Genomic DNA, 25,382 nt, shown 5'->3' on the forward strand with positions numbered 1-25,382 from the left:
ACTCTTCTGATTGGGATGTACTAAATATAAACCATGTTTTCCAGCCCTGAATATATGCTGCCCCACCCCAAGAGATAATCCACTTGGTCACGATGCAGTGTAAAACATAGATAACGATCCATAACGGCGTTGACATGATGCTTTGCTTAGTGTTGTTTTCATGTTGTCAAATTAGATGAAATAGGCTTAAAGATTAATAAATAACCTCTTTAAATTTATTCAAGTATTATTACTGATGTACCAAACTCAGTAAAAATGCAGCTCCTGCAAATAAGCCTGCAAAAGTACGGTTCATGACTTTTTGTTGTTTTGGCGATCTTAGCAGTCTTAAAACTTTAGCAGCCAGTCCGGTATAACCGGCCATGACGATCAGATCAATCGTGACCATCGTTGCAGCCATCATCAGATATTGAATCCATTGCGGTTTGGATAAGTCCAGAAACTGTGGCAAGACAGCCAGTAAAAATACGATGGCTTTGGGATTACTCATATTGACCAGGAAACCATGCAATACCAGTTTTCCTGCCGATTTACGCGCCAATTCATGTTTAATTTCGATGGATTGTGCGGGTGCTTTCCACTGCAAGGTAGCCAAATACAATAAATAGCCGACACCAAACCATTTCACTGCTAAAAATGCCCATGGCGTTGTTGAAAAAAGCACTCCCACTCCGGCTGCCACCACTGCGATCTGCACCAGTAATGCCAATTGCAGACCCAGTGCATTCCAGTAGCCATGCCGAAAACCATAATTCAGACCACTCGACATGGAGGCAATTGCCCCAGCGCCCGGCGACACACTAATCACCCAGCAGGCCAGCATATAGGCAAACCACATTTGATAGGACATGGACATTTAACTCAGCAGAACTTATCCAATTTTATATGAATTTTCCAATAAAATCAGGCTAAAAACTTGCTTAAACATAAGGTATCGCACTATTCACTCTGCATAGCTTCAGGCACAATATGTTTATTAAATAACAGAATCTATTCTTACAGGAGCCATGAATGACAGCCCAATCGGTAATCTTGCCCCTTCCTTCAGATCATGCTCGCTTTATTGTTTTACGTCTTAAAGATTTGAGTATTGAAAAATTAAAAGAACAACTCGAACATCTTTTTACGTCTCGTGATCGTCTGATTACCCAGCATCCTCAAGCACAAATTAAAACAGCTGTGGCTTTTGGCCCTGAGCTTTGGTCAAGACTTTATTCACAAAGCCCGACAGGCTTTAAACAGCTTGAACCCATTCAAGGTTCATTTGAAATGCCGGTTGTTCCTGCAGATGTGTTAATTCATATTGCCAGTGCCCGTACTGATATCTGTTTTGCGCTCAGCCAGGCGTTTTTTGAAGGCATTCAGGAGCAGGTTGAAGTTCTAGATGAACGGATTTGCTTCCGTTATTTTGATGGTCGTGACATTACCGGTTTTATTGATGGAACTGAAAATCCGCAATTCCCGGATGACCGTGCTGAGGTGGCCTTACTCGGTGAAGATGCCGGCATTTTCCAAGATGGTTCATTTATTTTTGCACAGCGTTATGCGCATAACCTGGAAAAATGGAAGAAGCTAAAAGTTGATACTCAGGAACAGGTTATGGGTCGTACCAAGCTTGAATCGATTGAACTGGATGATGAGGTCAAACCAGCAAATGCACACGTGGCGCGAACTGTAGTGGAAGATGAAGAAGGCGAAGAAATGGAAATTCTGCGTCATTCTCTACCTTATGGGGATGGGCGTGGTGACCAAGGTCTATTCTTTATTGCCTATACCAAAGACCTTACTATTATTGACGCTATGTTAGAACGTATGTTTGGTACCTCTGGCGATGGGATTCATGACCGTCTATTGCATTTCGTAACACCTCTGGATGGTGCCTATTACTTTGCGCCAAGTGAGGAATTGCTGGAAGAGATTTTGGAAGGATAAAATAAAAAAGCAGCTATTTTCTAGCTGCTTTCTATTTTTTAAATTATTTATAATTTTTTATAAATTTAACTCTTTTATAATTTTCTTGAGCATAACAATCTATTAAATAAATCGGTGCTTCACGCCCCCCCTCTGCAGCTGTATATTCAGAAGCGCATTTATTTTTTCTATTCTTTAACCATAATCTCTGACTTACTAGTAATCTTTCTTTTTTAATTCCTTTTAATATTTTCATTCTTTTTTTATATTCTATATTTAATTTCTTATCTGACTCTAAATAACTTCTTGAAACACAATACATTAAATCTTCTTGCATAGGGCTTCCTTCTTTACACTGTATTTTCAAGGCATCCTTATACAAAAATTCTTCAGGTGAAACTGCATAAGAATTTAAAGAGATGAACAAAATATTCAGAATAAATAGTTTACTTATAGCATTCACATTTTAATCCTTTTTCAAAAATTTTTGCTTCATCTTCCCGTCTAGCCTGTAACCCCCTATTAGCTTTTGTAGTCCATAGTCGTTTCATACTTCTTAGCAATGAAGGAACTTTTTTTCCATTATTTTTAAGATCATTTTGAATTTCTTTCATTTCTTTACGACGATCTCCTTTTAAACCTATATATCTATTATACACAAGAGATAAAATAGCTCCTTGGCAATGAGGATGATATTTTAAAATATCTCGATAAATTTTTAATGTATCTTCCGCATACCTTTTTTTTACTATCATTACCATCTGGTAAGCTTTATCTTTATTTATAATAATATCAGACAGGCTATTTACTAATGTTTGTGCTGCCAAACCTTTTTTCCCTTGAGCTTTTAATAAACGTTGAATTTGACTCGAAGTATAATAAGAAGCTAAATCTTTTTTAATTTGTTCTATATTTTGATGACCCAAATCGTAACCATATCCTAATGTAACACCGCTTTTACCATCTTTTCCCTTACTAGGTACATAAGGCTTAGATTCGTATTTCTCCCATTTTAAAATTGAATCAAGAGATTCTTTTGAAATAACCATTGCTCCTAAAGAAGTTTCAAATGTATATGTTTCTACAATACATTCTGCTTTACAAAATTCTTTTATATTCTTATCTAGGGTCGGTTTATTTTGTTTAGTACTATCATTAATTATATCTACATCTAATTCTAATTTTAGGGCATTTCCTTTTATTTTTTTAGCTAGATAATTTTCAGATTTTAAAGGTGTCCCATCTGGTTTAAATACTGTGAGCTGAATTTTCTCTCCAATTATACTTTGAAATGAGAATTTTCCATTAGAAGTTTTTATAATCTCCTTTCGGTCACTTTCTAAATAGAATATTTCAACTTTAGTATTTTCAATAATATAATTATTCCCCTCTCTGTCTACAATCTGTACAGTTGATTCACTTTTAAAGCTTTCATAGGGTTCATCTAGTTTAATTATTTTTGGTATTTGAGAGCCATTTTCAGAGTTAATAGACCCTTTCAAAACAGAACCATCATTCGAAGTCAAAACTAAAATTTCTATATCCCGATTAGGGGAAGATAAAACTTCTACAATGCCCTGCTCATTTGTATGACGCTCAAATGAACTTTGTTTTCCTTTAGGGCGAGATTTTACCGGAAAATTTATTAAGATTTTATCTTCACAATCTATAATTTTAAATAAAGTCGTTACTGTTCCTTTTGAATCAGGATGAGCTTTCTCTTGTTGATATTCCTCTATACTTTTGGGCAAAAATACTTTCACAGGATGTTTTCTAGAAGAAATTATTGATGAATCAATAGTTTTAATAACTATATAATCTTTAACATTCGGTGGCTTTGCTAAAATTTCCACAGTTCGATTTGGTGAACCTTGAAATATAAATAGACCATCTTTATCTGTTTTATTTATGTTTTCTCTAGATGAACCTTTATAGCGCGATTTTACTTTTAAATTAATGACATATGTTCCTGAAGCATCATAAATTTTTGAGGTTATAGTAACTAAATTGCTCATCACTCGACATCCTCTTCAGTATACACATCATCCTCTAAATCACTTTCTTCTATTTCGCTCAGTAGTTCATCAATATTCTCATTACCTAACTCTTGAATAAGGTGAGTTTGTAAAGAGTTAAATCCCAAAGCTACAAAATCTGTTTGTTGAGATGTATAAAATCGCAGTGTACTTAATTGATTATTTTCATTTAATAAAAACTTATTGGTTTTAATTAATTTTCCATCCAGCTTATCTACAATAAAAATTTCTTTTTCTCCTTTAGAATAGTTAGTCCATTGATAATTAATTTTATTACTAAATAACGTCTTCATTTTGGGAAGGCTTATTTTCTGTTCAATTATATTTTGACCTTTGGCAAATAAATGCTGTCCCGCCTTACATTCAAATTTCCCCCCAGTCGTGACCATTACCCCACTACTATTTATTTTTATTTGAGATCCTCCCGCAGTCAGCATAATCTCTTTCGGACTGGTGATCTCGATCTTGTCTTCAGTCGAAATGAGCTTAATCACCTTGCGGGCGATCGCTTCAATTGCGTCATCCTGCGCCTGTATTTCAATTTTGCCTTTAGCGGCATAAAGACTTGCGCCCTCTTGAGCAGCGAACAAACTGATCCGGTCCTGTGCATGAGCAACTAAAGACTTCTGTGTGGAAAAATGAATATTCTCCCCGGCACTCTGATTGATTTGCTGATCAGCTGATAAATGGATATTTTCATTTGTACTCAGTGCAATTGACTGGGGTGCGGTTAAGATCATCACTGCCTGTTTAAATGCGGCAGCCTTAGCTTGGTCTTCAGCTTCAATCTGCTTCAGAAAGTTTTTTAGACTATCAAAAAATTCCAGCGGATCAGTCTGCTGTTTTTCAGCAATATCACTCAAAGCTCTACTATTATTGAGCCTCGCTTCAATCTGTTCTTTGGCTGGACAAGCATCCAGGTGATTGCCTGCCGCTGAATCTTGCTGATAGGTAGAAATCAGCAAGCCTTTTCCTGCTCGTATTGCACCCCACTGATCTGTCCTTAGCTCAAAACCTTCACCTCGACCTTCGCTGCTTTCACATTCTTTAGGATGACTTAAATTTCCCAGATTAAGCTGACTGGCTGCATGACTACTTTGTAACTGCACACTAATCTGGTCAGGGGTATCATCGAAACGCAATTGGTTAAAGCCCTCACCCTCGATTTCCTGAGAACGGATACCGCTAAGTTTTTTGGTCGCGGGCAGTTCTCCCTTGGCATCAAACATGGCCGGATGTCGTTCCGCTTCATGAATCCGTCCAAGCACAAAGGGCCGATCAATATCTCCTGCAAAGAAATCAATCACCACAATTTCGCCAATTCTTGGATGCAACCTGACTCCATAACCCTCACCGGCCCAAGGAGTCAATACATCCAGCCAGGCAGAATCACTGTCATTATCATTGCTACCTGCACCCCCATCATGCTGATGATCCTCAGTTCGGGTAAATAGAAAGCGAACTTTCACCCTCCCCCATGCATCAACATGAATCGTTTCACCCGCAGGCCCGACTACTCGAGCTCGCTGCGGATATGCTGCAGGCCGATGCATGAAAGGCTGATATTCAGGGACGACCGGAATATCACGGCGCACGATATAGAGCTCATTGGCTTGACGCTCTTCCGATAATTGCCAGTCACTCTGACTGAGCAAACTGTTCAGCTGCAGTAAAATATCTTTGGGTAAATTATTCTGGTTATAAAAACGCTTAGCTAAAATCAGAAATTCACGCTCATGGGCCGGATGCTGATCAATTTCAGGATGTTGTTGCAATTCAAACCAATACCCGACCTGAGCATCACGCACGCTACTGCTGACTTTAAAGTATTTGGACTGCAAAGCATGATAATCATTGAGCTGCTGATTGAGTCGATCCAGTTGTGCCGTACTTGATGCCGTCGCCTGATCCTCGCTATTTAAGTCACTGGTCCAGGCCGGACTGATACTCCAGGCATCTTCAAGGTGAAGAGAAGCATTTTCCTGAACGCCACTTTGCGGATGATTACTCCATAATGGCTGGCTTTGATCCTGAGCAAGCTGCTGGGCGTGCCAGCGTTGGGTCTGGGTACTGGTCGGATTGAGATGACGTACTGCAATCAGACTGGTCAGTGTATCCAACTGTTCGGTGGCATGACTGCGATGAAACCGAATAGAACGGCGTTCTAAAGCTGAAAAATATTGGGAATGATCCACCAACTTTAAAAGCTGAGCTTGAATATCGTTGGCTGATAAAGGAACCGTTAATTGCTTTTCATCAATCAGCCAGTTAATCCCTTCACTACGCCATAAACGCGTCAGAAAATCATAATCCGATTCATTGGACTGCATCACAAAAGGCCGCACATCATAGTCCCGGCTGAGCCCTGTCAAATCCAGGCTGAGACTGGCCGCGAATAACGCACTTCTATTTTGCCATTCACTAAACAGAATTTCACTGATCTCGCGCACCGTCTTGTTCATGAAGACCCGACTATTACGGCGCTTATGCCAGAGCGCTGTCGCATCATTCAGTGTCAGTTTATACAGGGTTAAAGCACCATCACTTTGCCCCTGACTGGCTGCAGTAATGATACCTGTAGTCCGGAATAGTTCACCACGGTCTGTGACCTGATCAACGGCTACCCGACAGCCGATAAACTGTTTCAAGGCGATATGAGCATGAGTGGAAAGACAGATCAGTTCTGCCTGCAGGCCCTGATTGATCTGATGCTGGCCCTCAATCCGCTGAATCAAGACCTGATGATTTAAAGCAGGATGTGAAAACTGTAGATGTAGCGCACGATGCTGCAGCTTAAGTCCGAGCTGCTCCAGCAGCATATGGATATGTTTTGGCATTTTATAGTTATAGTTTTAAGCTTTATTATTGTGCGGCAAATTTTAAGAAAAGTTACCCATTTCGTCCAGTTCACGATGCATTTCACATAATTAGGCCTTTAATTTACAGTCACCCCACTGCAAATATTGAATAGCATCATGCAAACCCGAATCAAAATTGTGCTCAATATTTCATATTTTTCTGATTATCTCGCCTGGAACTTGCTGCTACACTAATTCAGATCCCATTCTTCAAGGCCAAGGACATGCTGGAATTTCCCTCTAAACTACCTGATTTGGGCGTGACAATTTTTAGTACCATGTCAGCCTTGGCACAAAAACTGGACGCCTTGAATCTTTCTCAAGGGTTTCCGGACTTTCCTGCTCCACCAGCATTGATTGAAGCTTTAAACCGGGCCAGTCAGGGTGGATTTAACCAGTATGCCCCAGGAGATGGCCTGCCAGTCTTGCGAGGTCTGATCGCAGATCTGTATCAACAGCGTGATCAGCTGAATATTGATCCTGTAGAGGAAATCACGATTACGCCTGGGGCGACGATTGCGATTTTTTGTGCAATTCAGGCTACAGTGCGCGCCGGTGAAGAAGTGATTATTTTTGATCCTAGCTATGACAGTTATGGCCCTGCGGTACAACTGGTCGGAGCAACGCCAGTGCATATTGCTTTGCAGCATCCTGATTTTTCTGTGGATTGGAATCAGGTCAAAGATGCCATAAATGACCGTACCCGCATGATTGTAGTGAATACCCCGCATAATCCGAGTGGTAGTGTCTGGTCCAAGGCCGACTGGCAGCAACTGATCGAGCTGATTCGCGAGCGTAATATTGTAGTATTGTCTGATGAAGTCTATGAACATCTGGTTTTTGACGGCCTTCAGCACTATTCGGCCTGGTCATTTCCAGAACTTCGCGAGCGTAGCTTCGTGATTGGTTCCTTTGGTAAAACTTTCCATGTCACCGGCTGGAAAACCGGATTTTGTATTGCTGCACCCGCCCTAATGAAAATATTCAGACAGATTTATCAGTTTGCCAGTTTCTGCGGTGTGACCCCTGTTCAGGTCGCCTTGGCAGAATATATGCAACTGCATCCTGAGCATATACGCGAACTGTCGCAGTTCTATCAAAACAAACGGGATTTATTCAACTCATCCATTAAAACATCACGCTTTAAATGGGTACCCTCTCAAGGCACTTATTTTCAAAACCTAGACTATTCGGAGATTCGACCTGAGCTCGATGATTTGTCCATGTGTCACTTTCTGGCAGAACGACATGGGATTGTCGCGATTCCGGTCTTTGTGTTTTACCAGCAACCACCTGCCGATTTACGTCTGCTCAGGTTCTGCTTTGCAAAAAAAGAACAAACCTTGATACAGGCAGGTCAAATTCTTTCAAAGGTTTAAGTCAGCTTTTAACTAAAACTCTTATAAAATAAATGCCTTATTTACTTAAAAGCTAAGGCATTTCTCTACAATCTGCCGAATAATAGTTACATCAATAAATAGATAACAAGTCAATCACAGGATGTCGCATGGCACACCACTCACTGATTCACCAACAGAATTTATGGAAAGCCTTTCTGGTTTTTCTGTTGCCATTAATTGTGACTAATATCCTGCAAAGCCTCTCCGGCACGATCAATACAGTTTTTGTGGGGCAAATGCTAGGAGTCAATGCGATTGCTGCTGTTGCAGTATTTTTTCCAATCCTGTTTTGTCTGATGGCTTTCGTGATTGGTTTATCTGCCGGCTCTACCGTCTTGATTGGACAGGCCTGGGGCGGAAAAAATATAGATAAAGTGCGCCGTGTGGTCGGTTCAACTGTATTCATGACCTTGATTGGTGGTAGCGTGATTGCGCTTTTTGGGGTGATTTTTGCTGAAGATATTCTCTTGGCACTCGGCACAGATCCGGATGTGATGCATTTATCCTTACCCTATGTGCAGTGGATGCTGGCCGGTAGCCCCCTAATTTTTATCTATATTATTTACACCTCAATCCTGCGTGGTGTCGGGGACAGTACTACCCCCCTGTTTGCTTCCGCACTCACTATTGGGGTGGGTTTGGTGGTGACACCCGTCTTGATTGGCGGTTATTTTGGCTTTCCCAAAATGGGCATTATCTCGCCGGCGATTGCTACCATTCTAGGAAATCTGGCGGTCCTGCTGTTTTTAATCCTGTACTTGAATCATAGGCAGCATCCGCTCAAGGTGGACTGGGCCTTATTAAAACATATTCGTCATCAGCCGCAGTTGAGCAAAATGATCCTTAGGCTGGGTGTACCGACCGGTATACAAATGGTCACCACTTCCATGGCTGGCCTAGTGATAGTCGGACTGGTCAACCGCTATGGCGCAGAAGCGACGGCTGCTTATGGTGCAGTCAATCAGGTATTAAACTATATCCAGTTTCCCGCCTTGTCGATTGCGATTGCAGCTTCAGTGTTTGGGGCACAAGCGATTGGTGCAGGCAAATCAGATCTGCTCAATAAGGTTACCCGGACTGCACTGAGTATGAATATCCTGTTTACCGGTAGTCTGGTAATTCTGGCTTATCTGTTTTCCAAATATCTGATGGCGCTGTTTATTACAGATCCGCAGGTGGTGGTGCTCGGTCAACAACTGCTGTTCATTGTGCTGTGGTCAATTCTGTTCTTTGGTGCCAGCGCTATTTTTGCTTCGATGATGCGTTCAAGCGGTACGGTGACCGCGCCGATGCTGATCAATATTTTTGCCATTCTCTGCATTGAAGTTCCCGCCGCTTATCTGTTTAGCCGGTGGTGGGGCCTGAAAGGCATCTGGTATGCCTATGCGTTGGCCTTTGTCAGCATGTGTATTTTGCAGGGCCTGTATTATCAGTTTGTCTGGAAGAAAAAGACTATTAACGTATTGGTTTAGATTCATTATTTTAGATACCTATGGCATTACAGTAGCTCCTTCTGATCCGTAATAGAAATTAATAACCCGCTTCCGCGGGTCTGTTTTGCAATTTTTCAAGCAGATTTTTTCTTCTTTTTGCCAAATTGGGTGGCCAGTGCGGTGACATGCTGATAACCACTTGGCAAGATCCGCTGAATCAAATCGACAGCTTTGGCATCGTTACCAATTAATAAACGGCGTTTGTCTTTCTGTACGGCTTCCAGTATTTGACGGGCGGCTTCTACCGGTGGACAACGCAACAGTTTATTAAAATTACGCGCTGATTTTTCCGGATTCATACCTAGAGTAAGCAGGCTGTTATTCATTTTGGCGGCATTGGCAATATTGGTTCGGATCCCACCCGGATGTACACAGAGCGCACTGACCCCGCAGTTTTCCAGATCCAGTTCCTGACGCAGGGATTCTGTAAAGCCGCGCACTGCAAACTTGGTCGCATTATAGGCAGACTGGGTCGGTTGAGCGGTTAAACCAAACAGGCTGGAAATATTAATCACATGACCATCGCCGGTTTTCTTGATCAATGGCAGGAATTCTTTTGTCCCATACACCACACCCCAGAAATTGATTCCGACAATCCATTCCAGTTCTTCATAAGATGCACCCTCAACGGTTGACCCTAGCGCGACCCCGGCATTATTAAAGATCATATTGACACTGCCATGCTCCTGTTCAACCTGTGCCGCCCAGTTACGTACCTGTTCCAGTTCAGCCACGTTTACTCTCTGAATGGTCACACGGACATCACTCTCTTTAAGCAACTCAACCGTTTGTGCCAGACCCTGTTCATTAATATCACTCAGTGCCAGATGACAACCCTGCTTGGCCAGTAATACTGCCAGTTGCTGGCCAATGCCTGAACCTGCACCAGTAATCGCAGCCACTTTATTGTTGAAATTTTTCATTTATTTTCCTTGTATAGAGAACTGCCATTCCATGACAGCAGGATCTTATTCTGTTGTTTGAGGAGTTAGCACAGCTCTTCAATATAGTTTTGACAATATAGATTGTCAATAATTATCCCATGTCCTTAGAGGCCAATTTTTAGTGTCGATCTTCGGCATAGGTCAAAGCGGGATTTATTGTTAAGATATTCAAAATCTCCGTGCAGATGAGCAGCCAGGCCTTATGACAGATTCAATCGCTTCAGAACAAAAACCCGTGGTACCCAAGACCAAAGAACGTCAATTTAAAGGCTTGTCGATGGCTGAGCGTCAGCAGGCACGACGTGAAAAACTGATTGAAGCTGGGATTGAAGCCTATGGCAGTCACGGTTTTTTTTCAGTCACTGTCAAAGACATCTGCAATGAGGCCAAGCTGACTGAACGTTATTTTTATGAGTCTTTCAAGAAAAGCGAACATCTATTTCAGACCATTTTCTTAAAATTGATTGATGAACTGCAACAGAATGTCATGCAGGCCATGATGCAGGCATCCACCGATCCGAAAAAAATGATCGAAGCTGGTTTGACTGCCCTACTCACTACCTTGCGTGATAATCCGCGTATGGCACGCATCATTTATATCGATGCCATGCTGGTGCAGGAACTACATAATCAGGCCACCATTCATGAAACCATGTTACGTTTCGACCGCATGATTCACGCCTTTGTCATGTTGATGATGCCGCAGTTAAATCGCAGTGAGCAGGAAATTTCACTGGTTTCGACCGGTTTAAATGGTTATGTCACCCAAATTGCCATTCGTTGGGTGATGAGCGGTTTTAAGCATTCGCTTGAGGAAGTTTTATCATCCTGCAGTGTGGTTTTTTTGGCATTATTAGAGTCATTTTCCGACAAAAAATAGCTTTTAAATCGTGTGCTTAACAGGTTTTTCCATATTTTGTAGCAAATTAAAAATTTCTGCTTCGATATGAAACCAAGTAAAATTAATTTATGATTTTCTAACAAATTTCTTTGCTAAATTTGTCACAAATCTTTGCGAATTTCAGCGTATTTTCCCTTTCTGCAATGATACTGTCATAATTAGTCTTTGTAATAAGCCTGTCATAAATATAAAACGGTTCACCGTTTACATGAAATAGGGTATTGCGTTGTGAAAGATGACTACATATTAATCGTCGATGACGAACTCCCGATTCGGGAAATGATCCATACCTCTCTGGATATGGCCGGTTTTCAGTGCTTACAGGCAGAAGATGCCAAGCAGGCGCATCAGATGATTGTGGATCAGCGTCCGGCACTGATTTTGCTGGACTGGATGATGCCCGGTGGTGTCAGCGGTGTGGATCTGTGTCGTCGTCTGAAACGTGATGAAAGCCTGTCAGAAATTCCGGTGATCATGCTCACAGCGCGCGGTGAAGAGGACCACAAAGTCCAAGGTCTGGATGCCGGTGCCGATGACTACATGACCAAGCCATTCTCGACCCGGGAACTGGTCTCCCGGATCAAAGCAGTACTTCGCCGTGCCAATGCCCTGAGTGGTGAAAAAACCATTGATGCCAACGGACTGATTCTGGATCCGGTCAGCCAGCGGGTTAATTTTGGCAATAATATTCTGGAAATGGGGCCAACCGAATACCGTTTACTGGCATTCTTTATGACCCACCCGGAACGTGCCTATACCCGTGCGCAATTGCTGGATCAGGTGTGGGGCGGTAATGTTTATATTGAGGACCGGACCATCGATGTGCATATCCGCCGTTTGCGTAAAGTGCTGGAACCCTATGGTGTAGACCGTTTCGTACAGACTGTTCGTGGAACGGGTTATCGCTTCTCGACGCGTTCAGATGTCGCTTTAGGTTAATATCTTTTAAGGTAAATCTTGTTTTATGTATGAACCCTATCCTGTCCCTGAACTGGCACGCGAACATAAAAGAATCCGTTACAGCAGTTTATGGGATTTTGCCAAGCAGGATTTACGCCTGCTGGCTTTTTTCCTGATTATCGCCAGCTTGATCGGTTTTGGGATTGGGTATTTCTGGATTTGTATCGTGATTGCCTTCGTGGCATTCTTTGCGACCCAGATGCGTTCCTTATATTTGGTCAATGAATGGATTTCCAATCGCCCTTATGATGTTCCACCGAATATTGGCGGGATTTGGGGCGCACTGTTATTTAATGTCTATCGTGCCCAGCGTCAGGAACGGATTGTTCAGGCAGAAATGGTCGAACTGATTGACCGTGCGCAATCTTCACTGGTGGCCTTGCAAGAAGCAGTGGTTTTAATTGATGAAAACCAGCAGATTGAATGGTGGAATCCGGCGGCTGAACGTTTGCTCGGAATCTCCAGTGACGATCGTCAACGCAATATCCTGACCTTGTTGCGCCAACCCAGCTTTATCGAATACTATCATCATATAGACGAAGCACCGGATGGCCTAAAAATGCGCTCTTCGCTGTTTGAAGACCATTATGTACAGGTCAAAATGACCCGTTTTGGTGGAGAAAGCCGGGTACTGGTCGCTTATGATGTCACCCGGATGCACAATCTGGAACAGATGCGTAAGGATTTTGTCGATAATATTTCGCACGAGCTGCGAACCCCGTTGACCGTGCTCAGTGGCTATATTGAAACCTTTACCGACCAAGAAGATATCAATCCACGCTGGAAACGCGCCTTTGATCAGATGCAGTCGCAGACCCGACGCATGAATGCACTGGTCAATGACCTGCTGCTGCTGTCACGTCTGGAAAATGATAAGAATATTGCCAAAAACCAGATCATTGAAATGCCGAGTCTGATGAATCAGCTGTTTGATGATGCACAGGCCTATAACATTGATTATGGTCATACCTTGAATCTGGACATTGACAGTCATTGCGATCTGATCGGTTCAGATATGGAACTGGCCAGCGCCTTTAGCAATCTGATTACCAATGCCATCAAGTACACGCCTAAAGGCGGTATCATCACCATCGGCTGGCATGATGATGGCGAGTCTGCCTATTTTGTGGTGCAAGATAACGGCATCGGGATTGATCCCAAACACCTGCCACGTCTGACCGAGCGTTTCTACCGAATCGATTCAGACCGCAGCCGGCGTACTGGCGGTACCGGTTTGGGACTTGCCATTGTCAAACATGTCCTGATGCAGCATCAGGCCCATCTGGAAATTGAGTCCAAGGAAAACCAGGGTTCTACCTTTAAGGTGATTTTCCCCAAAGAACGTCTCAGCTTTCCGGACTAATTCTGTTATCAAAAAGGTGTCATCAGTACCTTTTCTTTTAAGAGCTGATCTGTTTTTCTCTAGTCAACGCACGCGCATAGGCTGCACGTTGCGATACCCGTTTCAGATAAGCCTGAATCGCCGGATAGCTTTGACCAGTCCGGCTCTGCATGGCCTCCAGAGGAAAACTCATCTGAATATCGGCAAAACTGAAATGTCCGGCAAAATAATCATGCTCGCTCAAATAGCTTTCCAGAAACTGGATATGGTCTTTTAAACGGCTCTGTACAAACTGTTTCTTTACCCCATCACAGATTTTTTTAGCGACAGGCCGAATCAGCAAAGGGGTCTGTTTAGGTACATTGGTCATCACCAGTTGCATCACCAGCAGCGGCATCAACGAGCCTTCTGCATAATGCATCCAGTAACGGTACTGAGCCTTGTCGGCAGGATCTTCTGGGCGAAACTGATGTTTTTCATCATAGGTTTCCTGTAAATATTCCAGGATCGCCGCAGATTCCGCCAGTACCTGGCCCTGATCGACCAGAATCGGTGCCTTGCCCAATGGGTGGATCTGTTTTAAGTCCGGTGGCGCAGAGAGATTGGGCTGACGTTTATAGTATTTAACCTCGTAATCCAGTCCTAATTCTTCCATTGCCCAGAGGATACGAAACGATCTTGATTGTTCGAGATGATGTAAAACACGCATATTAGACTCATGATTTTATTGTTCTTGCTCACGGAGCATAGCAAAAAGCAGTGGAATTTAGCTCAGTTTTTGATGACTGTAGTGATATGTTCCCGATGTTGTAGATTCGCCATTTTTAGATCAAATCAGACAGGACTCCATCCACCCCTGTCATTTTGATCATTTATCTGGAAGCACGCATCCGCTCGGGAAATGCAGGAGCCTCTAAACGTGGCCCATCATAGGCTGGAATAAAACCAAAGCGTTCATGACCTTCGCTCCACTGTTCCCGGGCCAGTTTCAGTTCCTCAGTGGTACGTCCTACCAAATTCCACCACAGTAAAATCGGGCTTTCAAATGGTGCTCCACCAATCATTAACACACGACTCCCGGCATGGATATCAGCACTGACCTGCTCTAACCCCGGCTCAAGGATCAGCATGTTATCTTCATTCAGTTCATGCCCATTGATGCTGGCTGTACCCTCAAGCATCATAAAGCCATATTCAAATTTTGGATTCAGAGCCAAACGTGCACTGGTACTTTGAGCTGCATACAGGTCCACGCCTAGAAGTTCGCTATGTACTTTAACTGGTGATCTTGTTTTTAAATATTCTCCAACCAGCACAGTAAATTCGATGCCTTGCTCGTTCAATACAGGCAATTCAGGATAATGCTCAAAACCCGGCGCCATATTAATCTTGTCATCCGGCAAGGCAATCCATAACTGCGCTGCATGCATCTGGGTTTCATTCTCTGGAGATACTTCGGTATGTGAAATGCCATAACCTGAAGTCATCAGATTGACCTGCTTGGGGCGAATGAGCTGCTGATTTCCCAGACTGTCATTGTGCATCATGCTGCCTTCTATCATCCAGGTAAAGGTCTGCAAGCCAATGTGTGGATGTGGTCCGATATCCAGACCATCTCCTTGCGGGAAACTGGCTGGACCCGCATGATCCAGAAAACACCAAGCGCCAATCATGCGTTTATGCCGGCTCGGCAAGGCCCGTTTAATCACGGTACCCTGCCCGATTTCTGCACGGCGTAAAGGAACCTCCTGAATAAACTGGTTTACATACTTTTCACAATCATCAGAATTGGACAGTTCAATATCACTATTACTCGACATGTCTGAGCTTACCTCGGCATTTTCATTCTACTTCTTGAGTGATTTGAGACAGCCCTGCCTTTGACCGATTCAGGATGTCCCTCTGTTCAGGACAATGTACAGGGTCTATGTACAAAATCTATCTCTGGAAATATTTAGATACGTATAAAATGCGCGCATACTCTGACCTGTTTCAACCCTGCAAGGCGGAGGATATCTATATTCGCATTGCCTAAACTTGAGTTACCATAAGAAAATCATGAGCTGGACAGATAGCTTGCATAAAATTAAAAGAACTTATAACAAAAAAATCTCATTAACCCATGTTTCACGTGAAACGAAGTAATCACAGCAAAAGCCCCAATGAATAAGATGATTTTTCATGTATTTCAAAGACTTTTATATTTACAAAACATAATTTTTGTTACGATTTAGCCTTAAAAACCTCCTGGATACCCAATTTTAGGGAGGTTATTTTTTACCCAATAACGGCATAATAGGCACCTATAAAAATAATACTGGACTAGGACATGTCTTCTAAGAATGAGAATATATATTCAACGACGAATGTATCTTTTCAAAATTCGACGACCGATAAATCGCTGAAATTATCTGAATGTGATCTGCAGAACCGTCAGCTGATTGAACAGGCGCTGACGGATCCCCATGCCCGTATTCCTGCTCCATTTCAGCAATATTTTCACGATTATGTCTATACGCATAGTCATGCTAATTTGCGTCAAATTAACTATCTGGCACAAATTGCCTTTTTGCTGTATTTCTTTGCCGATATTCTGATTATTCCAGACATGTTTTTTATTTCCGGTCTGATGCGCGTCATCCTGGTTCTGGGGGCCATGTTTTGCTGTTATTACTTATTTAAAAAATATAAAAATATTCTAATCCTGGACAGAATCCTACCGATCGCCACCACTGTGGCTGCAGCTGCCTGGATTGGCTTGCTCGTGCTTTCAGGCAGTCCCCATGTTGCTACCTATATTTATGCCTCTGCCATCTTTATTCTGATCGCCAATCTGTGTATACAGACCCAGTTTAAAGTCGCGGTCTATTGTTCCATCTTGATTGCCCTGTTTATCATGCTGGGGGTGACCCAGTTAATGAGTGCATCTCAGGCCTTTATTTTTAGTGTGGTGTTTAGCCCACTCTGGTTTTTTAGCATTTATATTAACTGGAATAATACGCTGAATGTACGGCGCTCTTTTTTGCGCTCCCTGCTCGATGAATGGAACTATCAAACCTTAAAGAATCTGGCGCATACCGATGATTTGACCCAGCTATACAACCGTCGCCATTTTGTCGATATGGCGGAACGCTCTATTCATCAATGGCCGAAACATGCCAGTAGCTGTCTGCTGATGTTTGATGTTGATCATTTTAAAAATATTAATGATAGCTATGGGCATGATGTCGGTGATCGGGTGCTACAACTGATTGCGGAAGTGACCCGTAAAGAAATGCGGCATAGCGATGTACTGGCACGTTTTGGTGGAGAAGAGTTTATTGCCCTTCTGGAAGATACTCAGCTGCAAGACAGCCTGGTCATTGCAGAACGAATCCGTTGTGCGATTCAAAAGCAGTCTATGTACGTTAACTCCAATCATGCCATCCGGTTCACCATTTCGGTTGGGGTTGCAGAACTGGAATCACATACCCAAACTCTGGAAGATCTGATCAAACAAGCCGATATAGCCTTATATCAGGCCAAGAAGTCTGGTCGAAACCGGATTGAAGTCTACCATCCCGACATACTGGACAAGTCCAAGCCTGCGACAGAAAACCTATGGAGTGTATTCAAGCCAGATAATCAACCTGCTCCGTCAGCGACAAATTAAAGCAATAATCTATCCTGGCCTGCACTTTAAGTAAGGATCATCCTTAGAATGCCTTGATCAGGCATCCATCTTATAAAATTAATTTAATTGCTCTACTTTTAAAATATTAAATAAAAGAATAGAGTGTTTTTACCCGGCTCCTGATCCGGATCAGGAGTAGCTATAGAGATGCAGAAGTCCTGACAAGTTAAGCAGGCTTAGATTACTTGTTAAAAATTATCTTCATCAAAACGGTCTTGGTCGATTTTATAAATATGGAAAATCTCCTTGAACAGAAAATATTCGAATAAAATACAAACTAATTAATTAATGAATTTTTAGAAAATATCCATGCTAATTAAATATATGAGTGCAGAACACCTAGGCTTTTTAGATAATAGTTTATTCCGTATTACTCAACCTCAATACTTAAATGACCCTCCAGGTGAAGCAAGATTTGCTCCATTTTATAATAGATTTTCAGAAGCTGATTTTGAATACGCTCGAAAAAAATATCAAACTTCTTGGCTAAATGATGGCACCATTCCTGATGATAATTTTCTGCTAAAAAACTTTCTTCTACCTACAGGTATGAGATATACAGTCGAAATGTTTCCCTCTCTGAGGGGCTTTGTCGATTATGAAACAACAGATGAATACGACCGATCTCAAGCGATTCAAATAATTGAAATTATAAATAATTTATTGTTAGACCATATGAACCGTATGATTGGAATCTTTTCATTAAGTGACTCTCTAACAAATCATGATATGTGGATTAAATATGGGCAGCATGGTAAAGGTATAGCTTTAGAACTTAATAAACAACATCAATTTTTTCAAAAACACCCTACTAGAAAAGTCATATATTCTAGTGAAAAACGAGCTTCAATTACCTATTATGAAGGTTGTATTCGTATAAATGGTATTAAATTAAAAGATACATATAAGTCACCTTTAGATGTACAGAATCATCTTCTTAATGAGATTAATCTAAGTGACTTGATGACAAGATTATTTTTTACTAAGAACTCAAAATGGTCGACTGAAAATGAGCATCGTATTATTTTCAATTTACAGCAGCATGATCAAAGAAATGGAAATATTTTTCTAAAAAAAATTCCTTTCGAAGCGTTTAAAACATTAACATTTGGTTGGGATACCCCCATAAAAACGATAGAAGAAGTCTCTCGAAAAATTAAAAATAAACCTGCATTAAGTCATCTTAAAATTCAAAAAATGCGCTATGGGCAATTAGAAAATTATGACAATTTAGAAATAGTAGATATATAAAAAGGACGCTTTTGCGTCCTTTTTACTTGAAAAGCTTAGTTTTTTCTACGAAACTGCCGCGCGCATAGCGCTTAGCGTAATTTAGGCGGACAGAGGTACTATCCGAAATCCTAAACTGCCGCAGGCATAGCCTTTGGCGTAAAACTGGCAAGCAGCAGTGCTGCTTGAAAGCCCAGTTTTACTCCCATTCAATCGTTGCTGGTGGTTTAGACGATACGTCATACACAACGCGAGAGACTTCAGCAATTTCATTCATGATACGAGTCGAGATTTTATCGACTAAATCATAAGGAAGATGCGCGAAACGAGCCGTCATAAAGTCCACGGTTTCTACCGCACGCAGTGCAATCACCCATGCATAACGACGGCCATCACCGACTACACCCACTGATTTCACCGGCTGGAATACCGCAAATGCTTGTGCAGTCTTATCATACCAACCGCTGGCACGTAGTTCCTGCATAAAAATGTCATCTGCAAGACGTAAAATGTCTGCATATTCTTTTTTCACTTCACCCAAGATACGCACACCAAGACCTGGGCCCGGGAATGGATGACGGTAAATCATACTGTGTGGTAAACCTAAAGTGGTACCCAATTTACGTACTTCATCTTTAAACAAGTCACGTAATGGTTCAACCAGTTCAAACGCCAAGTCTGCTGGTAAACCGCCCACATTATGGTGCGATTTAATCACATGCGCCTTGCCCTGTTTGCTTGCAGCAGATTCAATCACGTCTGGATAAATCGTACCTTGAGCCAGGAATTTTACGCCATCTAATTTACGTGCTTCTTCAGCGAAGACTGCAATAAATTCACGGCCAATAATCTTACGTTTTGCTTCAGGATCAACCTCACCTGCAAGTGCAGTCAGGAAACGCTCTTCTGCAGCAGCACGAATAACACGGATACCCATGTTGTCAGCAAACATTTGCATCACTTGATCGCCTTCGTTCAAACGAAGCAGACCATTGTCTACAAATACACAAGTCAGCTGATCACCAATTGCTTTATGCAACAGCGCTGCAACGACAGATGAATCCACACCACCTGAAAGACCGAGTAATACTTTTTCATCACCAATTTGTTTGCGAAGCTGTTCTACACGTAGATCAATAATGTGTTCTGGTGTCCACAGACCGCGACAACCACAAATTTGATGAACGAAGTTCGACAGTAATTCTGCGCCTTTAGAAGTATGTGTCACTTCAGGATGAAACTGAATGCCATAGAAACGGCGAGTTTCGTCAGACACCATCGCAATTGGACAGCTTGGAGTTTGTGCAGTGACCTGGAAGCCTTCTGGAATACGGGCAACCTTGTCGCCATGGCTCATCCAGACATGCAACTGGTTTTCACGGTCCTGTAAATTACCGATCAGCTTGTCACGTACGACAATATCCACTTCTGCATAGCCAAACTCATGCACAGTACCTGGCTCAACTTTACCGCCAAGCTGTTCGCACATGGTTTGCAGGCCATAACAAATACCCAGTACCGGCACACCAAGTTCGAATACCACTTGCGGCGCACGCGGGCTGCCTTCAAGGTGAACGCTCTCAGGTCCACCAGACAAGATGATACCGTTTGGATTAAATGCACGAATGTCTTCTTCAGACATATCATAGGCATACATTTCAGAATATACACCAGCTTCACGAACACGACGTGCGATGAGCTGACTATATTGAGAACCGAAATCCAGAATCAGGATACGATCTTCAGTAATTTGAGTATTGGTAGTCATGACGAACAACTATGAAAGGCAAACGAAAGATAAGCGCCGTATTCTAGCATTTTTCTTGTGTTTAAGCACACTATTCCAATTGGTTTAAATATTAAACAGTTAAGAAATCAGTTAAGAATTTCAGAAAATAATGCCCTCATTTTTGGCTGGTTCACAGGAGAGCAGGCTTCCGCTGCTTTCCTGTTCCAGCCAAATGAATGGTTTATTTCAGGTGTTCAATCTGAATCACTTCAATATCGGTGGGTTTATTGCGGTGCGTATCGACCTCACCCCAGACTTTCACCCGGTCGCCTGCTTTGAGTTTTAATCTTTTCCAGTGGTCGTCATCTACATCAATCATGATGCTGCCGGTTTTATCTTTTAATTCAAATTCATCACTTTGCGCTGCACGCTGTTTGACGATCTGGCCCGTTAAGGTCACGCCGGTTTCATCTTTCATTTTGTGTGCCTGAGCAATACTGACCACATTCTTTTTGGCTTCTGCCAGAACTGCCTGATCGGATTTAGCCCAAAGTGCCGGACTGGCAACTGCCAGAACTAGTGTCGCAAAAATATATTTTTTCATGTGTTTTGACCCTCTATTTTTATAATGATTCCATGATCTAAACAGAAAGCTGGAGCAGACGCCGCAGAAGTTATGTAACACCATGATGACCTTGTGTAGTCTGCTCAGAAAGCTCCAATAAAAATCTGCTGATACGCTGATACATCCATTTTTAAAATGACAGGATTAGCCCGAAAGCAGAAAAATAAGCCGCAAAATAGTCGACTTTTATTACTGACTTTAGAGGTGATCGCTGTTAGGATTTGAGCACACTTTTGCTTGTACTGGGCTCATGGAACTGATTGATTTTATCTTGCATGTTGATGATCACTTGCTTGAATTTATCACCAATTACGGGATCTGGATTTATGCCATTCTTTTCCTGATTATCTTTGTGGAAACAGGTTTGGTGGTGATGCCATTCCTGCCCGGTGACAGCTTGTTATTTGCAGCAGGTGCTTTGGCAGCGTCTACAGGGGCGATGGATCCCTGGGTTTTGATTCCGCTCCTATTTGTTGCGGCAGTGCTGGGTGATACCTTGAATTATCACATTGGTAAATATATTGGACCTCGGGTGTTCGAGATTGAATCGCGCTTTATCAATCAAAAACATTTATTGGCGACTCAGCAATTCTTTGCCAGACATGGGGGTAAAACCATTATTTTTGCGCGTTTTATTCCTTTTGCCCGTACCTTTGCACCCTTTGTAGCCGGTGCTGGCAGCATGAATTACAAATATTTCCTGACCTATAATGTGGTCGGAGCATTTGCCTGGATTAGCTCATTTGTAATTCTGGGCTATATGTTTGGCAATATGCCAATTGTTAAAGACAACTTTACCTATCTGATTTTCGGTATCATTATTTTAAGTGTATTGCCAGGTGTAATTGGCTTTATTCAACAAAAGCTTAAAAAAAGTAAAACAGCTTAATATTTTTTATAGCCTGCGTATTTAATCCCATAGCTTTATCAGGAGTGGGATCAGACAAAGCAGGACAAACAGAGCCGCGCCTTTATAAATGAGGCCGGCTTTTATTTTTTCAGAATGACTGCTCAAAATTGCCTGACCAAAGACCATCCAGAAAATCCCTACAGGAATGGTACTCAAGCTAAAGGCAGCAAAAACCAGCACGAAGTTGGTCGGACTTTGCCAGGTTTCCATGGGTAAAATTCCGGAGGCTAACAGGGCTGCTTTAGGATTTTTTAATGTAGCCCTAAACATTTGCCAGGGACGAATCTGGGGATGGTTCTTATTATAGCGCTCTAACTGTTGGGCCTTGTATAAATGCAAGGTCATCCAGCCCACACAGATGGTGCTCAGTACATAGACCACACCTTTAAAATTTGGCCAGATCGGTGAAGCCAGATGAATCAACAAAGCCCAGACATTAATGGCATAAAAATAGCCCATCAGAATGGCAGGAAGATAAAGACTGGTTTTGGGCCGGCCCTGCTGATAAGCGGAACTAGCTACCAAGGCATTGGCCGGCCCTGGAACCATCAGCACAGCAATAAGTCCTAAAACAAATAACCAATTTTCAATCATCGCGATGAACTATTCCGGGCCTATGTTCTAGCTTAATCAATATATGAGGGTCATAACAAGCTTATAAATTTTAGATTTCTCTATCCTAAGGTCATTTTCCAGTGAGATTTATCTTGATTTAAACCACGAAATTCTGAGTAAAAGCGATAAAAAATGCCGACTTAAAGTCAGCATTTATTCGTTTTATGTTGAATAATTTAATTAGGCGCCGCCTGCCGAACCACAATCGGACAGCGCTTATAAGTCGCAGCCTGAACAATCGCCTCCTGCTCACCTAAAAGCCGTGCCAGTTCAGTTCTTTTGGTATCGGAGGCTTGTCCCATATTGACTGAAACACTCGGACCAATACCCCAGCCGCCACGACTGCCCCAGCCACCGCCAAGGCCAACACCTACACCCACGCCGGTACGTTTTGGTGGTTCAACGCCATTGTCGATATATTGCTGAATGCGGTTGTATTCACCTTGCAACTGCTGGCAGTCTAAGGTCTGATACAGGGTGGGTGACACATAGGTCGGTTTTACCGTCGTTGCACAGGCACTCAGTAATGCAAGTGCAGCAATACTCAGGCTTATTTTCACAAGTTTCATAGCTCACTCGATCTTAATTCTGCTCTATCTCATTGAACAACGATTGATAGGCCTGAGTCAATTTATGATCAGTAGCCAAATGAATCAGCGGCTGATTTTTCTGATGAGATTCTTTCATTAAAATCGATGGCGGCAGCATACTGCCGAGTACCGGCAGTCCTTCATCTTTGAGTTGCTGTACCACTTCACGCGGTAATTTGGCCTGTGCCTGAAACTGATTGACAACAATTCCTTCAATTTCCAGACCTTCATTATGGTCATCCTGGGTTTCAATGACATTTTCAATCAGAGTCTGTAGAGCGCGTTTGGAAAATACATCGCAGTCAAATGGAATTAGCACGCGATTCGCCGCAATGAGTGCGGAGAGGGTAAAGAAATTAAATGCAGGCGGTGTATCAATAAACACCCGGTCATAATGTCCTGACAGTTGTTGCAGGGCATCTCTTAACTTGTAGATCTTATGCTTGGACTCCAGTGCATGCGCCAGTGTCCCCAGCGTTGGACTGGCCGGAATCACATCCAGATGCTTAAAGGGAGACTGATGGACATAGCTCTCCAGACCTTTGCTACGACTTTTTAAAATTGAGCCAATGGCATTGCCAAGTAGTCCCTTGCTTTGCTGATTACCCAGTACATCTTCAAAATAGTTTTCGATATTCGGTTCAAGTGCCGGCTTGTCACTGGAATAAGTCGCATCATCGCCCAACACATACTGGCTAGAATTGGCCTGCGGATCCAGGTCAATCAACAAGGTTTTTAATCCCTGATGTGCGCTGATGGCTGCCAGATTAACGGTAATACTGGACTTGCCTACCCCACCTTTTTGATTAAATACTACACGTGTACGCATCTCCCCTCCTCATTTCTAATTACTTTTACTACATTTGTATTTTTTAATTATTCAGATGTACTGGCTGTGCTGATCGTCATAGCCAGTCTGCTTTTAGCCAAAATTCGGCTTGATCATCACCAATACCAGAATAGACACCAATGAAACCATAGCAATAAATAAGCCAGCCCGACGCTGTGTCAGCAAGATCGAATCATCTTTCTTATACGCCTTGCCTAGAGAGGACACCATCACCAGAAATAAAATGACTTTGGCATAGAACCAGGGCTGCACATCAAAGTCTTTGAGGACGAGCGCCACAATACCGGTCAGTGCGATCACCGTGATGGCCAGATGCTGTAAAGCCACTAGCGCTGTACGCGCCACCGGATTAGGTAAATTTCCTTGTGTGCCTACAAACAAAGTCAATGCACGGGCAAGAATGGCAACGATGACCACTCCTGCTGCCGACATATGAATAATCTTGACTAAAAGCTGGGTTTCCATCATTTCCTCTTAGTTTTTTGGTGCATGTGCACAAGCAGGACTGCTCGTGTCCTGTCCTGTCCATTCTTCAGGCAAAAATGCATGAATAGCCAGCGCATGAATCTTGTCTTTCGACAGCAGATCTCCCGCAGCAGCATAAACTTTCTGATGACGCTGGACCGGACGTAAACCTGCAAAAGCCGGACTCACAATGACAGTTTTAAAATGCGATTCTTTACCCGGGAAATAACCGCCATGACCAGAAGATTCATTGACCACTTCCAAATGGGTTGGGGATAATTGCGCCAAACGGTCTTTCAGTTGTTGTTCTAAGCTCATGGCCTGACTCCAATCTTCAAAAATATGGTTTCAGTATACCTTGTTCTGCTAAAGGTTTTGGTAATCTGTATGAGTGCAATCCGTTGATTATGGCGAAGTTTCATTAATTTCCAGATGAATATTGGCTATTTATTGTCTAATCTAAAGTATTTTGCTTTTATTTTATGCAATTGATGCAAGATTTTTAACAAAGGTGTTGACCACATTTTTGCATGCTGTATTATACACGGCATGCGGGAATAGCTCAGTTGGTAGAGCATAACCTTGCCAAGGTTGGGGTCGGGAGTTCGAGTCTCCTTTCCCGCTCAAAATTTTTTCATTTAGTTTTTTCATTTAAAAAACTTTATAGACTCCGCGGGAATAGCTCAGTTGGTAGAGCATAACCTTGCCAAGGTTGGGGTCGGGAGTTCGAGTCTCCTTTCCCGCTCCAGATTCTAAAAAAGCCCTGATCTTTCGTTCAGGGCTTTTTTATTGCGTTTAAATTCTTATCGTTTATTATCAGGAATGATCTGGCCCTTATCCGATGGAGACA

At 42.4% G+C, this 25,382-nt stretch carries 23 protein-coding genes and 2 tRNA genes; 11 read left to right on the forward strand and 14 right to left on the reverse strand.

The features are described 5' to 3' along the window. Positions 1-229: 229 nt before the first annotated feature. Positions 230-850, reverse strand: coding sequence for a LysE family transporter (locus tag KUG37_RS10605; RefSeq protein ID WP_216935947.1), 621 nt, complete (start codon positions 848-850; stop codon positions 230-232). Positions 851-1,011: 161 nt separating this feature from the next. Here KUG37_RS10605 and KUG37_RS10610 point away from each other — a divergent pair, with 161 nt between their 5' ends. Next, on the forward strand, positions 1,012-1,932 hold the full coding sequence (locus tag KUG37_RS10610) for a Dyp-type peroxidase (protein WP_216935945.1): 921 nt from the start codon (positions 1,012-1,014) through the stop codon (positions 1,930-1,932). A gap of 43 nt (positions 1,933-1,975) precedes the next feature. On the opposite strand, the gene KUG37_RS14750 is transcribed toward KUG37_RS10610, so the two are convergent. The 3 genes from KUG37_RS14750 to KUG37_RS10630 are packed head-to-tail and all read right to left on the reverse strand — an operon-like array spanning position 1,976 to position 6,784. Then, positions 1,976-2,374, reverse strand: coding sequence for a lysozyme inhibitor LprI family protein (locus KUG37_RS14750; RefSeq protein WP_216935943.1), 399 nt, complete (start codon positions 2,372-2,374; stop codon positions 1,976-1,978). After that, positions 2,358-3,926 carry a pesticin C-terminus-like muramidase gene (locus KUG37_RS14755; RefSeq protein WP_254202679.1) on the reverse strand — a complete coding sequence of 523 codons (1,569 nt, stop codon included), beginning with the start codon at positions 3,924-3,926 and terminating at the stop codon, positions 2,358-2,360. The genes KUG37_RS14750 and KUG37_RS14755 overlap by 17 nt, the downstream gene beginning before the upstream one ends. Further along, positions 3,926-6,784, reverse strand: coding sequence for a type VI secretion system Vgr family protein (locus tag KUG37_RS10630; protein WP_216935941.1), 2,859 nt, complete (start codon positions 6,782-6,784; stop codon positions 3,926-3,928). The genes KUG37_RS14755 and KUG37_RS10630 overlap by 1 nt, the downstream gene beginning before the upstream one ends. A 245-nt stretch (positions 6,785-7,029) precedes the next feature. Here KUG37_RS10630 and KUG37_RS10635 point away from each other — a divergent pair, with 245 nt between their 5' ends. Further along, positions 7,030-8,184: a methionine aminotransferase gene (locus tag KUG37_RS10635; protein ID WP_216935939.1), complete on the forward strand. Its 1,155-nt coding sequence runs from the start codon at positions 7,030-7,032 to the stop codon at positions 8,182-8,184. A gap of 128 nt (positions 8,185-8,312) precedes the next feature. Then, on the forward strand, positions 8,313-9,677 hold the full coding sequence (locus KUG37_RS10640; protein WP_216935937.1) for an MATE family efflux transporter: 1,365 nt from the start codon (positions 8,313-8,315) through the stop codon (positions 9,675-9,677). A gap of 95 nt (positions 9,678-9,772) precedes the next feature. On the opposite strand, the gene KUG37_RS10645 is transcribed toward KUG37_RS10640, so the two are convergent. Next, positions 9,773-10,621, reverse strand: coding sequence for an SDR family oxidoreductase (locus tag KUG37_RS10645; protein ID WP_216935935.1), 849 nt, complete (start codon positions 10,619-10,621; stop codon positions 9,773-9,775). 223 nt (positions 10,622-10,844) lie between these two features. Between KUG37_RS10645 and KUG37_RS10650 the strand changes: the two genes are divergently transcribed. From KUG37_RS10650 to phoR, 3 genes are all read left to right on the forward strand, one after another. Then, on the forward strand, positions 10,845-11,522 hold the full coding sequence (locus tag KUG37_RS10650; RefSeq protein ID WP_216935933.1) for a TetR/AcrR family transcriptional regulator: 678 nt from the start codon (positions 10,845-10,847) through the stop codon (positions 11,520-11,522). 249 nt (positions 11,523-11,771) lie between these two features. Further along, a complete protein-coding gene (gene phoB, locus KUG37_RS10655; RefSeq protein WP_004280972.1) occupies positions 11,772-12,482 on the forward strand; it encodes a phosphate regulon transcriptional regulator PhoB in 711 nt (236 codons plus the stop codon). A gap of 25 nt (positions 12,483-12,507) precedes the next feature. Beyond that, a complete protein-coding gene (phoR, locus tag KUG37_RS10660; protein WP_216935931.1) occupies positions 12,508-13,866 on the forward strand; it encodes a phosphate regulon sensor histidine kinase PhoR in 1,359 nt (452 codons plus the stop codon). 37 nt (positions 13,867-13,903) lie between these two features. Here phoR and KUG37_RS10665 read toward each other — a convergent pair whose 3' ends face one another. Together KUG37_RS10665 and KUG37_RS10670 are read right to left on the reverse strand one after the other, a co-directional pair. Beyond that, positions 13,904-14,554, reverse strand: coding sequence for a glutathione S-transferase family protein (locus tag KUG37_RS10665; RefSeq protein WP_216935929.1), 651 nt, complete (start codon positions 14,552-14,554; stop codon positions 13,904-13,906). A gap of 163 nt (positions 14,555-14,717) precedes the next feature. Continuing rightward, the gene (locus KUG37_RS10670) at positions 14,718-15,665 is read right to left on the reverse strand and encodes a pirin family protein (RefSeq protein ID WP_216935927.1); all 948 of its coding nucleotides are present in this window, start codon (positions 15,663-15,665) and stop codon (positions 14,718-14,720) included. A gap of 509 nt (positions 15,666-16,174) precedes the next feature. Between KUG37_RS10670 and KUG37_RS10675 the strand changes: the two genes are divergently transcribed. Beyond that, complete coding sequence (locus tag KUG37_RS10675; RefSeq protein WP_216935925.1) at positions 16,175-17,497, forward strand: GGDEF domain-containing protein; 1,323 nt, start codon at positions 16,175-16,177, stop codon at positions 17,495-17,497. A 330-nt stretch (positions 17,498-17,827) separates the two neighbouring features. Then, a complete protein-coding gene (locus KUG37_RS10680; RefSeq protein WP_216935923.1) occupies positions 17,828-18,769 on the forward strand; it encodes a DUF2971 domain-containing protein in 942 nt (313 codons plus the stop codon). A gap of 178 nt (positions 18,770-18,947) precedes the next feature. On the opposite strand, the gene guaA is transcribed toward KUG37_RS10680, so the two are convergent. Next, positions 18,948-20,516 (reverse strand): glutamine-hydrolyzing GMP synthase, encoded by a 1,569-nt coding sequence (gene guaA / locus KUG37_RS10685; RefSeq protein WP_216935921.1) that lies wholly within the window; start codon positions 20,514-20,516, stop codon positions 18,948-18,950. 202 nt (positions 20,517-20,718) lie between these two features. Then, positions 20,719-21,081, reverse strand: a complete 363-nt coding sequence (locus tag KUG37_RS10690; RefSeq protein ID WP_216935919.1) for a NirD/YgiW/YdeI family stress tolerance protein — start codon at positions 21,079-21,081, stop codon at positions 20,719-20,721. A 271-nt stretch (positions 21,082-21,352) separates the two neighbouring features. Between KUG37_RS10690 and KUG37_RS10695 the strand changes: the two genes are divergently transcribed. Then, positions 21,353-21,991, forward strand: a complete 639-nt coding sequence (locus KUG37_RS10695; protein ID WP_064096932.1) for a DedA family protein — start codon at positions 21,353-21,355, stop codon at positions 21,989-21,991. Between the two features lie 21 nt (positions 21,992-22,012). Here the strand turns inward: KUG37_RS10695 and KUG37_RS10700 are convergent, their stop codons facing one another. The 5 genes from KUG37_RS10700 to KUG37_RS10720 form a co-directional block, all read right to left on the reverse strand. After that, positions 22,013-22,606, reverse strand: coding sequence for a threonine transporter RhtB (locus KUG37_RS10700; RefSeq protein WP_216935917.1), 594 nt, complete (start codon positions 22,604-22,606; stop codon positions 22,013-22,015). 197 nt (positions 22,607-22,803) lie between these two features. Continuing rightward, complete coding sequence (locus tag KUG37_RS10705; RefSeq protein ID WP_216935915.1) at positions 22,804-23,196, reverse strand: hypothetical protein; 393 nt, start codon at positions 23,194-23,196, stop codon at positions 22,804-22,806. A 13-nt stretch (positions 23,197-23,209) separates the two neighbouring features. Next, positions 23,210-24,046 carry a ParA family protein gene (locus KUG37_RS10710; protein ID WP_216935914.1) on the reverse strand — a complete coding sequence of 279 codons (837 nt, stop codon included), beginning with the start codon at positions 24,044-24,046 and terminating at the stop codon, positions 23,210-23,212. Positions 24,047-24,139: 93 nt separating this feature from the next. Further along, on the reverse strand, positions 24,140-24,532 hold the full coding sequence (locus KUG37_RS10715) for a SirB2 family protein (protein ID WP_216935913.1): 393 nt from the start codon (positions 24,530-24,532) through the stop codon (positions 24,140-24,142). 9 nt (positions 24,533-24,541) lie between these two features. After that, complete coding sequence (locus KUG37_RS10720) at positions 24,542-24,850, reverse strand: BolA family transcriptional regulator (protein WP_216935912.1); 309 nt, start codon at positions 24,848-24,850, stop codon at positions 24,542-24,544. Positions 24,851-25,083: 233 nt separating this feature from the next. Here KUG37_RS10720 and KUG37_RS10725 point away from each other — a divergent pair. Together KUG37_RS10725 and KUG37_RS10730 are read left to right on the forward strand one after the other, a co-directional pair. Then, positions 25,084-25,156, forward strand: a tRNA-Gly gene (locus KUG37_RS10725). Between the two features lie 48 nt (positions 25,157-25,204). Further along, positions 25,205-25,280: transfer RNA gene (locus KUG37_RS10730), tRNA-Gly, on the forward strand. The last annotated feature ends 102 nt before the right edge of the window (positions 25,281-25,382 follow it).

This window comes from Acinetobacter sp. BY419, from assembly GCF_019038395.1.
Classification (GTDB): domain Bacteria; phylum Pseudomonadota; class Gammaproteobacteria; order Pseudomonadales; family Moraxellaceae; genus Acinetobacter.